This is a genomic window from Myxococcus dinghuensis, from assembly GCF_024198235.1.
Taxonomy (GTDB): domain Bacteria; phylum Myxococcota; class Myxococcia; order Myxococcales; family Myxococcaceae; genus Myxococcus; species Myxococcus dinghuensis.
Genome location: NZ_JAKCFB010000022.1, coordinates 17191 through 30496, shown reverse-complemented (window position 1 = coordinate 30496; position 13306 = coordinate 17191). Strand labels below are relative to the sequence as shown.

Below are 13306 nucleotides of genomic sequence, written 5' to 3'. Positions count from 1 at the left end.
GCGCGCTACCGGGCGTTCGGCAGCACCCACAGGTTGTAGCTGTTGTCCGTCAACGTGAGGCTGACGAAGTACGTCCCCGGGGCGGGGTTGTTGATGCTGCAGGTGGAGCTGGGGCTGGGGAAGGGGTAGGCGCAGTCCCGCTCCGTCGCCGTCGGCGGGGCGTCCTTGCGCACCGCGAGGCTCAGGTTCCCGTAGTAGGTGCCCTGGCCGCCCGTGGTGTTGTAGCCCGTCGACACCGTGAAGGTTCCCGTGCCCTCGGGCACGATGACCTTGTATGTGCGCACGGTGCCCGAGGAGCCGCTGACGCCCAGGAAGTAGTCCTGGTTGAGCAGCAGCGGGGCGTCATCCAGCCGTGGGCCGTGGAACGCCCCGACGCGGACGTGGTCGAAGGCCTTGCTGGCGCTCAGCACGCGGGCATACCAGGGGCCCGCGGCGGGACTGGCGACGGCGCACCGCACGGAGCCCTTGGCGAGGTACGCGCAGCGCTGGCTCGTGGTGGTGGGCAGGGTGCCCTGCTGGATGCGGACGTCGATCTCCTCGGCGGTGGCGGTCGTGTCGAAGCGCAGCTCGAACGAGTACATGGCCGCGTTGGCGGGCACGTCCAGGTGGAAGTACTGGGCCTTGCCGGCGTCGAGGCGGAGGTTGGTGGCGGGGATGGCGTTGGTGAGCGACGTCACCGTGTCCGCCTGGAAGTAGCCACCCGTCAGGGTGACGAACTCGTAGGCCTCGTCGCCGGTCAGCGTCACGAACCACGTCCCGGGCTGCGGGTTGGTGAGCAGGCACTGCTTCAGGTTGCCGGTGCCGGTGGTGGTGCAGTCGAACGTCTGGCCGGTGACGGCGCGGCCACCCCGCTTCACCTTCAGGTTGACCGTGCCGCTGCCGTGCTCGGTCGCGAACCAGAGCGTGCTCTGGCCCGGAGGCACCTCCAGCTTCCACATCTTCTGCGAGTACTTGGGCGCGCTCAGCCCGGCGCGTGAGGCGTAGGGCGTCAGCTCGGGGATGCCCTCGCCCGGGGACATCGCGTAGGTGGCGCGGACGGTCGGCCCGCGCCAGCCGACCGGCCCCGTGCGGTCCACCACCGTCACGTACCAGGTCCCCGGCTGCGGCTGGGTGATGGCGCACGTCTCCTCGCTGCCCGGCGTGTTCGCGGAGGCGCAGTCGTAGGACGAGGCGGAGGCCGGCGAGCCGTGCTTCACGTACAGGTCCGAGTTGCCGTCGGTGCCGTTGAGCTGGAACAGCACGTCCGTGGCGCCCACGGGCACCTCGAACCGCCAGTTGTGCGTCACGTTCTGCGCGCTGTCGAGCAGGGACTCGGCGATGGCGTTGACCAGGGGCCGCAGCGCGCGGCCCGTCGTCGTGGCGCGGACGGCGCCGGAGAAGTCCGCTGTGGGGCCCCCATAGGTGGGCACCTGCACCGTGAGGTACCAGGTGCCGGGCCGTGGATTGGGGAGGTCACACAGGCCCGTGGACCTGCACACCGCGAAGCCGTTGGCCGCGTCGGATTCGTGGCGCACGTAGAGGTAGGCATAGGCGGACTTCGGGGTCAGCCGCGCGTCCAGCAGCTCCGCGAAGAGATAGGGCGCGCCCTCGGGCACCTGGAAGCGCAGCGTCCGGAAGGACTTGGGGGGACCGGAGACGAGCGCGGGCACGCCGTCCTCGATGTCCGAGATGGGGCCCGTCTCGAGGTGCTCCCAGAAGAACGACTCCGGAACCTCGGGGTAGGTGACGACGAACTCCACCAGCGCGAACCACTCACCGGCCTGGGGCGCGTTGATGTTGCACTCCTGCTTGACCTTGCCGGGCGCCATGGAGACGCAGTCGTACTCGGTGGGGGAGGGCAGCCGTCCCCGCCGCACGTAGAGCTTCGTCTCGGCCCGGCCGCCCGTGTACGCCTTGAGGGCGATGCTCGCCGGGGGGACGTCCATCTTGAAGTACCGCCGGGACGGGTAGTTGGTGATCTCCGGCGCGTACTCCATGTCCGGCGCCGTCACCGGGGTGGCGTAGGTGGCGCTCAGGGTGACGTCCGAGTAGGTCGACTCCCCCTCCAACTGCACGTACCAGGTTCCGCCCTCCGGGCGCTCGATGTCGCAGGAGTAGGCGCAGTCGTAGGTGCTGGCGGTGGGGAGGGCGCCGCGCTTCGCGCGCAGCCGGGCGACGCCCGTTCCACCCGACGTCTGGAGCCGGAGGTTGAGCTGGTTGGGGGGAACCTCGAGCACGAACAGGCGGGGACGCAGCGGGGTGCCCGCGAGCCCCGTGCGCGGCTCGTCCTTGCGCAGCGGCTCGGGGGTCTGGGTCGTGTCCGCCGTGTACTCGGCCGTGAGCGACACGTTCTGGAAGCCGTTCATGGCGGTGGGCCAGAAGTACCAGGTGCCAGGCTGGGGGTTCTCGATGATGCAGGGGCCGTTGGAGATGAGCGAGCAGCGCGGCTGGGTCTCCACCGGAATGCCCCCGAGCTTCGCGTAGACGTAGGGATAGCCGGTGCCGCCGGTCATCCAGAACGCCAGGCGCTTCTGCCCCGCGGGGACCTCCAGCGTGTAATAGGCGAAGTCACGGGGGTCCTCGGTGACGGGCGCCGTCGCCTGGCCGTTCTGGAGCGGCGTCGTCGCGACCCGGCCTCCATAGGTCCCCACGAGGTTCAGGTAGCTGAAGGCGTTGTAGGGGTAGCCCGGGAGGATGTGGACGTACCACGTGCCGGCCCGGGGCTTGTCGAAGCTGCACGTCTCTCGGGACGTGGCGTACGTCCGCGAGCAGTCGTACACGCCGGTGGTGGGCTCGCTCCCGTAGCGGACGAACAGGTCGTAGGCGCCGGAGAAGAGGAAGGAGACCTCGATGGTGAGGTTGCCGGTGTCGGCGGGGACGTCGATCCGGTAGACGAAGGGCCCGCCTTCGGTGCTGTCGATGATGAGGGGTTGGCCGTTGGTGAGGGGCAGTCCGATGGGGCCGCCCCCCGTGGTGGTGACCATCAGCGCCGCGCCCGCGGAGGCCGAGTAGCCGTAGAGGACGATGTGCCAGGTGCCCGCCTGAGGGTTCGTCACCGAGCAGCTCTCCGTGTTTCCTCCGGCCCGGGAGACGCAGGTGTACGTGGCCGTCGTGGGCGCGTTCACCCGTTGGAGGTAGAGGTCGGCGTCACCCGTTCCCCCGGCGAGGGTGACCTTGAGGAGGCTCTGCCCCGTCGGGACATTGACGGTGAAGTAGCGCGAGGCGCCCTTGGCGACGGAGACGTTGGTGAGCGGCTGGCCGATGGAGAGCGTCTCGGGGAACGCGACGACCGCGCCGAGCAGGTTCACGTTGGAGAAGGCCGAGTAGCCGCGCAGCATGACGTACCAGGTGCCCGCCTTGGGCCTCGACACCGAGCAACCGTCGGTCGTGCCGGTGTTGCGGGACCGGCAGTCGAAGGTCGTCAGCGTGGGCGCGCTCCCCTGGCGCAGGTAGAGGTCCACTTCCCCCGTGCCTCCGCTCGTCGTCACGTTCAGGGCGGATTGGAGCGAGGGGACCTCCATCGTGTAGAGGACCCACTCGCCCAGGGCCCCGGAGACCTTCGTGGCCTGGTTGTCCGCGAGCACCTTGGTCGTGCCGCTGCCCGTGCCATTGGGGGTGTAGCTGCCCGTCAGGCTCAGGCCGGAGAACGTGCTGGTGGCCTTGATGAGGACGTACCAGGTCCCGGTGCTGGAGCGGCCGGCGACGGTGCAGGTCCCGTTGCTGCCCGTGGCCGTCGAACTGCACTGCGCCGTCGTGGTCGTGGGTGTGGTGCCGAAGGAGACGTACATGTCCGCGTTGCCGTTCGAACCGGTCATGGTGAACGTCACCAGGTTCTGGTTCTCCGGAACGGACAGCGTGTAGACGAGCTCCGCGCCGGTGCTCGCGGAGAGCCCGGAGACGGGCTGGCCATTGACCAGCGTGCCGTTCACCAGCGCGGCGGTCGCGACGGCGGAGGCGGGAGTGTCCTCGGGAGGGAGCGTGTCGCCCCCTCCTGGATCACAGGCGCCCATGAGGAGCATGGCTCCCGTGAGCAAACAGGAGAGGAGATGTCGATGATGCACGGAGACCTCGGGTGGTGAGGTGAAGTTCTCGCCGCGACGACAGCCCGTCGCGTGACGTTTCTCCTCAAACGCAATGGGGTGTCATTTGTCGCCCAGTTTCTGAAAAGCGCGTCGGCCGCTCCGCGACGGCGCGCGTGGGGCGGTGCGTGGCGGTGGGAGTGACTCGCGAGGTGGGCGGTATCCAGGGACCGCGAGGCGGCGTGGCGCGAGCGAGGGCGGACCTCTTGGGGCAGCGGGTCACCCCTTCGGGTCGGAGTCGATTCTTTCCACGCCCGACGTGGTGGCTGTGCTCAATTCCCGCCCATGCTCCCGCTCATCACGGTCCTCACCGTGCTCCTCGCCGCGCCCCCGGGCAAGACCGACCCTTGCAATGGGCGCTTCCAGGTCCATCGCGGCTGGAAGCTCGAGGGAGGCACGTTCGTGGAGCCCTCCGCCGGGGCCGACCTGGTGGCCATCGACTTCACCATGCGGGACGTCGTCGACCTCCAGCCCTTCATCGGGGACGCGGAGGGCACGGCGTTCCGCACGGACTACCACTGGGTCCAGCTCGATGCGAAGGGTGCTCCACGCAACCGCTACGTCGACTTCTTCTGGCACAAGGCCAACCCACCGCCCGTCCGCCGGATGGCCATGGTGGGCGCGGTTCCCAAGGGCACCCGGGTGGTGCGGGCGGTGCTCGCCGGGGTGTGCTCCATTCCCGTCACCCTCGAGGCGTCCGGGCCGAAGTGGCCGCGCCTCCCGGAGGTGAGCGTGCTGGCGTGGCGGCGCCACGGTCCGACGTCCACGGCGCTGCTCGAGGTCCGCTGGGCGTTGGAGGCGGAGTTCCTCCGGCCCGCGCTCCGGCGCGCCGACATGCGCCTGCCCGCCGTCGCGGTGCTCTCGGTCGACGCGAAGGCCCGCCGCTTCGCGAAGGGGACCTTCTCCGCGCGGTATTACCTGGTCCGCTATTGGACCCGACAAGGGGGGCGCGAGCTGGAGGTGGATGAGATCGACCTCGGGGAGAAGTGGGCGCCGCTGCCGCCCCGCGAGGAGACGACGCTCCCCGCGGGGTTCGACGCGGCCCTGGACGAATTCGAGAACCTCGCGGTCGACGACGAGGAAGCCGCGATGCGCTTCGCCCAGGACCCTCGCATCAGAAGTAGCAGATGAAGTCAGGGCCACACGTGCCCTGGCGGCCGTTGCAGGAACACTGGCCGCTGTCGTTGCAATCCATCATCGGACAGGCGGGGCCACCGCCGCCTCCACCACCGCCGCCACTGCCGAGGTCGTAATCGCAGACATTGCTGCTGTTGCAGGAGACGCTCCGGGCGATGGGGCAGGCTGCCCAGCAGTGGCTGTCATCCACGCAGTCCGCCTCGTAGCAGAAGCCGCCCGCTTCGAGGGACACCGCCCCCGTGTCGCCGGAAGCGGACGGACTCGCCTCCTCGAAGCACGTGTTCGTGCCCCCCGGTTCGGCGACGGCGGAGAGAGGCAGGACGACGAGCGCCGACAGGGTGAGCCAGCGCGCGAGACGGACGGCGAGGACAGGGGAGTGGCGTTGCATGGGAGTGCTCCAGGTCAGCAGACGGGACAGGTGCCGCGCTTCAGGAGCCCTCGGCCCGAGGAGGAGGGTCGTCGATGCGGATTCGATGGGGAGGGCGGGTCGGTGAGGCGGCGCGAGGATACCCGAGCCGTCCTTCGAGCCGCCACGGATGGGAGCGGTGTGTGGGGTGTGTCAGGATGGGCGCTGGACCTTCTTCCTCCTGGCGCGTTCCTCCATGTCTCGTCCTCGTCGTCCTCTTCTCTGGATTCTCGTCGCACTCGGTGGCGGCTTCGCGCTGTGCTGCACCGGCTCGTTGGGGCTCATGGCCCTGGGCGCCTTCTCGGGCTCCGATTCGAGCGCCTCCGGCGGAGGCGTGGGTGTCTCGCGCGGAGGGACCCCGGGGGAGCCCGGCGGCTTCGCGCTCGATTCACCGCAGGGCTGGTCCCAGCGCGAGGGTGGAGGCTTCATCACCGAGTGGGTGGACCGGGGTGACACGCTGGGCGTGGAGTTGCTCCGGCTGGGCAGCGTGCCCGGGCTCGAGGACGCCGAGGGAAAGTTGTCGCGGATGTGGAGCGAGCGCATCGGCGCGGATTGGAACGACGTCAAGCCGAGCCCGCTGGTGATGCGGCGCTTCGTGGCGAACGGCGCGCGCGCGTACTTCACCTCGGCCACGGTGCTGCACAAGGGCAATGGCCGGCGCTTCCGCCTGAGCCTCTACCTGGTCGAGGCCGGGGAGCGACTGGAGGCGCTGGCCTTCATCCAGAGCTACTTCTCGCCGGGAGGCGTCGCCGCTGCCCAGGGCATGATGGCGGACAACTCCTGGGGCACCTCTCACGTTCGGGTCGAGGACGCCTTGAAGGGCGTGCGTGGCAGCCCCGTGGGGCTGCCCCTGGTGGCGGACTCCGAGGTGGTGGGGAGCTTCTCCCACGGCTCTGGCGCCGCGGGCCAATGGGTCAACACCTTCACCGGAAGCACGACGATGCGGGCGGTGACCTCTCGCTCGGACTACGTCTTCAAGGCGGACCACTCGTTCCAGCACCAGTTCGTGGGGGGCTCGGGTCCCGCGGGCGCGATGGCGTTCGCCACCGAATCGGACGAGGGGACGTGGAGCGTGAAGCACGACGTGTTGACGCTCGCCGGCGCGAAGCGCACGCGGCGCTTCCTCCTCCTCGGCGCGGCGCGCACCCCGGACGGCAAGCGCACGCTCTACCTCATGCCCGAGCACACGGGCTGGTCTCTCCAGCCGGGGGCCATCGGCCTGAACGGTGAGCTGTACGTGCAGAAGGAGTGAGGGGGCCGGTCCGGGCCCGCTTCACCCGAGGCGCAGCTCCGGGCGCAGCAGCTCCCCCAGGCGGTTGCGTTGCAGCTTCCCGTTCCGGGAGCGGGGAAGCTGGTCCGCCCGATAGAAGTCGACGGGAACCTTGTGCGCGGAAAGGCGACCGCGTAGCGCCTGCTTGAGCTCCCGCTTGAGCGGGCAGGGCGCGCCCGGAGCGAGTTGGAGGATCCCGGTCAGGGTGGTGCCATAGAGCGGATCTTCCCGTCCGAAGACGGCGGCGTCCTCGACGTGGGGGAGTTCGCGCAGGGCGGACTCGATCTCGAACGGGCTCATGCGCTCGCCACCGACCTTGAGCAGGTCGTCATTGCGTCCCAGCAGGGTCACCAACCCGTCCGCGTCGATGCGCGCGAGGTCTCCGGTGCGCAGCCACCCGTCCTCCACCTTGGCCCGCGTGGCCGCGTCGTCGCCGAGATAGCCGAGCATCACCTGCTCACCCCGCACCCACAGCTCTCCGTCCGGACCGAGCCTCACGACCAGGCCTCCCACGGGATGGCCCGTCGCCGGGCCCAGGAAGGCGGGGTGGTCGCTGCGCAGGCACAGCGCTCGGGGCGACAGCTCCGTCTGTCCGTAGTTGGCGTAGACGCGTGCGCGGGGGAACGCCGCCACCAGTCTCTGGCGGAGGGCGGGGGACAAGGCCGCGCCGGCGGAGACGACGTGGGTGATGGCCTCGGTCCGTGAGGCTCCAGCCCCCATCAAACGCAGCAGCGCTTCGTGATGGGAGGGGACCCCGCTGACCATGCCCGCCAGCAGGCCGTCGTCGAGCCGGGCCTTCAGCTCGACCAGGTGGTCGAGCAGCGTGGTGGGCACTCCCGCCGCGAGTGCCGGCAGCAACTGCCCCAGCAGTCCGAAGGAGTAGGAGAGGGGGAGGAACAGCGTCTGCTCCGAGGCCGCGTCGAAGTCGAGCGAGCGTCGGACCGCCGCGATGTTCGCCTCGATGTTCCGCCGGGAGAGTTGGACGGCGCGAGGCTCGCCGGTGCTGCCGGAGGTGAACAGCACCACGGCCGTGTCCGGGTGATGTCGCGTCGCGGTCTCTTCGCTCCTCCAGGACACCTTGAAGGTCTCGTCGAGTTCGAAGCAGCCGCCGAGGCCCCGACGTCGCGACGCCACCTCCGAGGGAGTCCAGTCGTCGGCGAGCACCGCCGTGGGGATTCCCGCTTCGTACAAGGCGAGGAAGGTGGCGATGAACTCGCGGCTCCGGTGGGCGCGCAGGAGGGCGAGGCCGGGCGGCAGCACGCCGAGGCGGTGCTTTCGTGCCTCGACGGCCTCGCGGAGCGCCTCGAAGGAGAGGGGGCGACCGCCGAGGGTGAGGGCCACCGTCCCGTCGGCTCGGGTGAAGGCGAGCGCGTCGCTCATGAGGGCGTCTCCTGGAGGCTGTGCAGCAACGCGCAGGCCGACGCCCCGCCGGCCCCCGCGGACACGAGCAGCACCCGCTGCCCCGGCTTCAAGGGGAGCTGCTCCACGAGATGGGCGAGCGCGATGCCCACGCTGGCGCCCGAGGTGTTGCCGGTGAACCGCACGGTCTCCACCACCCGCGCCGGGTCCACCCCGAGCCGCTCGGTCACCGCCCGCATCAGGTGGAGGTTGGCTTGATGCGGCACCACCCAGTCCACGTCCGACACCTTCAGGTCCAGTCGCCGCAGCAGCGCGTCCGCGCCCGCGGACATGTTCTCCACGCCCTTCATGAAGAGCGTGGCGCCGTGCTCCATCTTGAGGAAGACCTTGGAAGGGTCATCGTTCCGGTGATGGGGCAGGCGCGAGCCACCCGCACGGATGGCGATGATGTCGGCCATGGAGGCGTCCGCCGCCAGCTCGCTGGCGATGAGCTGGAAGTGCGCGCCCTCTGCTCGTCGCGTGACGACGCAGGCCGCGCTGCCATCTCCGAACAGGGCCGTGGTCGCGAGGTCCTCGCGGTTGAGGAACTTGGAGCGGATGTCCGCCGCGATGACCAGCTGGTCTCCGCCCGTGGCGGCCGCGAGCGCCGCACCCACGTGCACCGCGCTGGTGAAGCCCGCGCAGGCGGCGCTCAGGTCCAGGACGCCGACCCGCTCCAGTCCGAGTCGGGGAAGAATCAGGGGCGAGGTTGGAGGCGTGGGGAAATCCCCGGAGACGGTGGCCAGCAGCACCTGGACGAGGCGCGCGCGGTCGACCTTCGCGTCCTCGAACAGGCGCGAGGCCGCGGCGACGGCCGCGTCGCTGCACGACTGGCCGTCCTCCACCCAGCGCCGCTGCTCCACGCCGGTCCTGTGGGTGATCCAACTGGGCCGGGCACGGGTTCCCATCCAGTCGAGGACGTCCTGGTTGGTGACCACCCGCTCCGGCAGCCAGGAGCGAGGCCCCACCAGGTACACGGGCTCCACGGGTCTCAGGAAGCTCATGGTCGCAACACTCCTTCCAGGCGGAACATCGGAAGCCCACCGGTGACGTCGAGGACCGCGCCGTTGATGTACTGGTGGGAGGCCAGCAGCGGGTCGAGCACTTCCCCCACATGGCCAGGCTCGCCCAGCGTGCCCTGCGGGATGACGCCGCCCATCCGCTCCACGTAGCGGGCCCGGGACCAGTACTTCTTCGTCCGCTCCGTCTTGAAGATGCCCAGGCGCACCGTGTTGGACAGGACGTTGAACTCGCCGTAGTCCACCGCGAGGTTGCGCATCAGCCCTTCCAGCGCGGACTTGCACAGGATGTAGGCGCCATAGCGGCCCGTGCCGTTGACGGTGGAGACGCTCGAGACGAGGACGATGCGGCCCTGGCGCGCGGAGACCATCGCGGGCAGTACCCGGCGGATCAACCAGACGTTCCCCATCAGGTTCGCGGCGACGTCCGCGTCCAGCGCCTCCTGGGGCAGCTCGTGGAAGCGGTGGAGCGGAGGCCGCCGGGTCCACGCGTTGAGGACGAGCCCCTGGAGCCCGGACTCCAATACCTCCCCGAGCGCGGCGTCTCCCTGCGCTGGCGCCGCGAGGTCCAGCACGAGCCCCTTCGCGTCGAGTCCCTCCACGCGGTAGCGGGACAGGGCGCGCTCCAGAGACTCCGGGGTCGACGCGGTGATGACGACGTCGTCCCCCTGGGCCAGTCGGCGCTTCGCGATGGCGAAGCCGATGTCGGAGCCACCACCGGTGACGAGGACCCTCATGTCGCCCCCGAACGACGCAGCCACGCGGCCAGCGTGTCGAGGCTGTCGAAGCAGGACTCGGAGAAGTCATGCCCGGAGATGCGCAAGGCGAACTCCTTCTCCAGGGCGGCCACCGACAGCACCATCAGCAGGCTGTCCATTCCATACGAGGCGAGCGGCTCCGACGTGTCCGTGGGGACGTCCTCCATCCCGGCGGTCCTCAGCGCCCTGCCAATGCGTTCGACGAGTTCCATGGCGTGCTCCCGCGTTCAGCGCTTCACCCAGTGCTGCATCGCGAAGGACAGGCCTCCGCCCACGCTCATCAGCAGCACGCCGTCTCCGGGCTCGAACAGGCCCTGCTCCAGCGCCTCGGACAGGGAGAAGAGGACGGAGGCCCCGCCCACGTTGCCCACGCGGTCGGCGCTCCAGACGAGGCGTGCGCCGAGTCCTCCCACCTCGAGCACCTGCTCGATGAGCTTGCGGTTGATCTGATGGGCCACCACCCAGCGGATGTCCTTCAGGCCCCGGCCGCCCGGGAACATCGCGCCGAGCATCTCGAGGTAGCGACGCAGGGCCTCTTCCCGCAGGCGCGTCCCGTCGCCCGCCATGGCGTAACCGCCGGCTTCGAGCGTGGCCCGGTCCGGAGGGAGCCTGCCCGGCGTGGTGTACAGGTCCACGAGGGCGCCGTCGGTGGCGTAGAGGCACTTGCGCACCTCGAAGTCGGGAGCCGAGGGCGCGCGCTTCAGCCACAGGGCCGCGCCCCCGTCCGCGAGGATGAACCACGTCTCCTTCATCGCGGGGTTCATCACCTTGGACAGCGTCTCCGCGCAGCTCACGAGCACGTTGTCGTGGCCGCTGCCCAGCAGGGCCAGGGCCAGGTGCAGGCTCGCCAGCGAGGCGGAGCATCCGGCCTTCACCTCCCACGCGGAGGCGTGGCTCCCGAGTCGACCGAGGATGGCCGCGGCCTGCGAGCCGGTGTAGCGGCTGGTCGTCGTCGTCCCGTGGACGAACGCCTGGACCTCCAGGCCCGCGTGTGCGCCGAGCGCGCTCCTCGCCGCCGCGAGGGCCAGTGACTCGCTCGTCTCCTCGCCGTCATGGGGCGCAGCACCAGGGCGCCGGGAGAGATAGCGCTGGCTGAAGCCCAGGCGCGCCGTCACCTTGCGCCCCAGCGCGGTCAACGTCTCGGGGGCGCGGCCTTGCTGGTCCGGGTCCAGGGCGAGCAGCGCCGCGTTCGTCACCGGTCCGTCGGCCGGCAGCGCGCGACCATGGCCGAGCACCTGGAGGCCCAGGCGGGGTTCGAGGACGTTCATGAGGGCCGTGCCCCGGTGGAGGGCTGCGCGCGATTCGCGGGGTTGAAGTGCTCCCACTCGAAGTTCTCCACCCGCGAGTCCTCGGGGAGGGTGTCCTTCAGGAGCTTGTTGTGCATGCCGATCCAGCTCCGCGCGCCGATGCTCGTCCGCGGTCCCACCATCGCGCCCGCGCCGACGAAGACGTTCTCCCCGAGCGTGACGTTCCCCAGCATCACCTTGTCCCCCAGGAACAGGTGTCCGATGAGGAGGACGTTGGCGCCCACGGTGCAGCCCTTGCCGACCGTCAGGAGCGGGTAGTCCGCGAGCACGGCGAAGATGGAGGAGTTCACGCCGTAGGCGATGCGTGCACCCATCGCGCGCCAGTAGAGGTACTTGGTCAGGTAGAAGGAGAAGAAGAACGGCTGGAGCCCCGCGATGCGCACCGAGTGGCCGAGGCACAGCGTCATGAACCAGGCCAGGTAGTCCCGGGACATCTCCATCTTGTACGTCCCGGGCCGCATGCGAGGGATGCCCAGGCGCACCAGCCAGCACGTCACCAGGAACGAGGTCGCGAGGACGCCGGGGGCCAGCAGGGCCCAGAGCGGGAACAGCGCCTGCTCCCAGCTCCAGCGGAGGAAGAGGGCGAAGGTCCACCACGCCACCAGCGCGGGTGTCAGCGAGAACGTCATGGTGATGAGGTCCACCAGGAGCACGCGCGTGAAGCCGAAGGACTGGGACTGGTGCTTGAACTTCCGCCGGGCGGTGACGAGCGGGTCCTCCGCGAGCTCGCTCATGCGGCCTCCCGCGAGTCGTGGACGCGCTGCTCGGGGTTGACCTGGTAGAGGGGGAAGTATGAGGCGACGCGTCCCTCCTCGACGTCCTGGGCGAGCCGGGGGACCTCGTCCCAGGCGTAGACGCGCTCGTCATCCACGGGGGGGAGCCAGCCCGACTCCTCGGCGAAGCCCACCGCGGCCACGGCCTCGGAGTAGCGCGCGTAGTGGGTGTTGATGTGCTGGTGGCGCTTCGTGCACTCGGTGGAGCGCGAGAGGTCCATCAGGTCCGCGCCGAGCTTCCATCCAGCGGAGGTGATGACGCCTTCGCGCCCCAGGGCCTTGAGGCTGGCTTGGAGGAGCGGTCCGCCGATGTGGTCGAGGAAGATGGAGACGTCCTGGCCACGTCCCGCTTCCTTCACGCACGCGAGGAAGCGCTTTTCGGAGTGGGTGTAGCGCTGGCGGTAGTCGGCGTCCGCGGTGAAGCGGGCCGCGTCGAGGTGCAGGTCCGGGAACTCCCTGCGGTCGATGGGAATGATGCCCACCGACTCCAGGTGCCGCAGCCGCTCCTCCTGTGAGGTGACCATGGCCACGCGGCAGCCGGCGAAGCGGGCGAGGCGCAGTTGCGCGTACGCCACGCCGCCACCCCAGCCGACGACGAAGGGGACGGGGCAGTCGGATTCGCTGACCTGGAGGCGGAAGCAGCCCCAGGCGAGCCGCCAGTTGGACCACGCGGTGATGTAGCGGAGCGAGAAGGCCGCCCACTGCTTCAGGGAGTGGCGACCCTGACGGGGGAGGGGGATGAGGACGTGTTGGGAGAGCCGCGTCTGGCGAGCCAACAGGCCCATGGTGCGGGTGGCGTCATAGGCCAGCACCTTGACGGGATAGCCGTGCTCGTCGGGCTCGGCGTTGCAGAAGACGAGGCAGTGGTCTCCGGGACGCACGCGCGTGACGGCGCTCCCGGTCTCCAGCACCCGGACGACGCCCGCGTTGCCGAGCACCACCTTGTCCTCTCGGCGCAGGCGGCAGATGTCCACGGGGACACGCTGGAGCGCGTGCCCCATGTTGCCCTCCCAGCAGCCGTAGATGGGCTCCGCCACGACATCTTCGGGGCCCGGCTCCGGGAAGGAGAAGGGCTCCTCGACCAACGCTCCCGGGACTGCCTGACCCTCCCGCTGTCGCTCTCCCCGATGAAGCACCCAGGCCCGCGTCTCCCGCATGTCGCCTCCACTGTCGCGTCCGT

The 13306-nt window shown here is 70.0% G+C and carries 11 protein-coding genes; 2 read left to right on the top strand and 9 right to left on the bottom strand.

The features are described 5' to 3' along the window. Window positions 1–5 precede the first annotated feature (5 nt). Window positions 6–3998, bottom strand: coding sequence for a PPC domain-containing protein (locus tag LZ198_RS26085; RefSeq protein ID WP_253974768.1), 3993 nt, complete (start codon window positions 3996–3998; stop codon window positions 6–8). A 345-nt stretch (window positions 3999–4343) separates the two neighbouring features. Between LZ198_RS26085 and LZ198_RS26080 the strand changes: the two genes are divergently transcribed. Beyond that, on the top strand, window positions 4344–5189 hold the full coding sequence (locus LZ198_RS26080; RefSeq protein ID WP_253974767.1) for a hypothetical protein: 846 nt from the start codon (window positions 4344–4346) through the stop codon (window positions 5187–5189). Here LZ198_RS26080 and LZ198_RS26075 read toward each other — a convergent pair. Beyond that, window positions 5173–5583, bottom strand: a complete 411-nt coding sequence (locus LZ198_RS26075; RefSeq protein WP_253974766.1) for a hypothetical protein — start codon at window positions 5581–5583, stop codon at window positions 5173–5175. The two genes, LZ198_RS26080 and LZ198_RS26075, sit on opposite strands and share 17 nt — an antisense overlap. Before the next feature lie 214 nt (window positions 5584–5797). Here LZ198_RS26075 and LZ198_RS26070 point away from each other — a divergent pair, with 214 nt between their 5' ends. Continuing rightward, window positions 5798–6853 carry a hypothetical protein gene (locus LZ198_RS26070; RefSeq protein WP_253974765.1) on the top strand — a complete coding sequence of 352 codons (1056 nt, stop codon included), beginning with the start codon at window positions 5798–5800 and terminating at the stop codon, window positions 6851–6853. A gap of 21 nt (window positions 6854–6874) precedes the next feature. Here the strand turns inward: LZ198_RS26070 and LZ198_RS26065 are convergent, their stop codons facing one another. From LZ198_RS26065 to LZ198_RS26035, 7 genes are read right to left on the bottom strand one after another with little or no spacing between them, the layout of a single operon-like run. Continuing rightward, window positions 6875–8251, bottom strand: a complete 1377-nt coding sequence (locus tag LZ198_RS26065; protein ID WP_253974764.1) for a class I adenylate-forming enzyme family protein — start codon at window positions 8249–8251, stop codon at window positions 6875–6877. Then, window positions 8248–9273, bottom strand: a complete 1026-nt coding sequence (locus LZ198_RS26060) for a 3-oxoacyl-ACP synthase III family protein (protein WP_253974763.1) — start codon at window positions 9271–9273, stop codon at window positions 8248–8250. The genes LZ198_RS26065 and LZ198_RS26060 overlap by 4 nt, the downstream gene beginning before the upstream one ends. Continuing rightward, window positions 9270–10025: an SDR family NAD(P)-dependent oxidoreductase gene (locus LZ198_RS26055; RefSeq protein WP_253974762.1), complete on the bottom strand. Its 756-nt coding sequence runs from the start codon at window positions 10023–10025 to the stop codon at window positions 9270–9272. Before LZ198_RS26055 ends, LZ198_RS26060 begins: the two co-directional genes overlap by 4 nt. Continuing rightward, window positions 10022–10258 (bottom strand): acyl carrier protein, encoded by a 237-nt coding sequence (locus LZ198_RS26050; RefSeq protein WP_253974761.1) that lies wholly within the window; start codon window positions 10256–10258, stop codon window positions 10022–10024. Before LZ198_RS26050 ends, LZ198_RS26055 begins: the two co-directional genes overlap by 4 nt. Window positions 10259–10273: 15 nt before the next feature. Next, the gene (locus LZ198_RS26045; RefSeq protein ID WP_253974760.1) at window positions 10274–11314 is read right to left on the bottom strand and encodes a 3-oxoacyl-[acyl-carrier-protein] synthase III C-terminal domain-containing protein; all 1041 of its coding nucleotides are present in this window, start codon (window positions 11312–11314) and stop codon (window positions 10274–10276) included. Then, window positions 11311–12087 carry a hypothetical protein gene (locus LZ198_RS26040; RefSeq protein WP_253974759.1) on the bottom strand — a complete coding sequence of 259 codons (777 nt, stop codon included), beginning with the start codon at window positions 12085–12087 and terminating at the stop codon, window positions 11311–11313. Before LZ198_RS26040 ends, LZ198_RS26045 begins: the two co-directional genes overlap by 4 nt. Then, window positions 12084–13283: an MDR/zinc-dependent alcohol dehydrogenase-like family protein gene (locus LZ198_RS26035; RefSeq protein WP_253974758.1), complete on the bottom strand. Its 1200-nt coding sequence runs from the start codon at window positions 13281–13283 to the stop codon at window positions 12084–12086. The genes LZ198_RS26040 and LZ198_RS26035 overlap by 4 nt, the downstream gene beginning before the upstream one ends. Window positions 13284–13306: the final 23 nt, after the last annotated feature.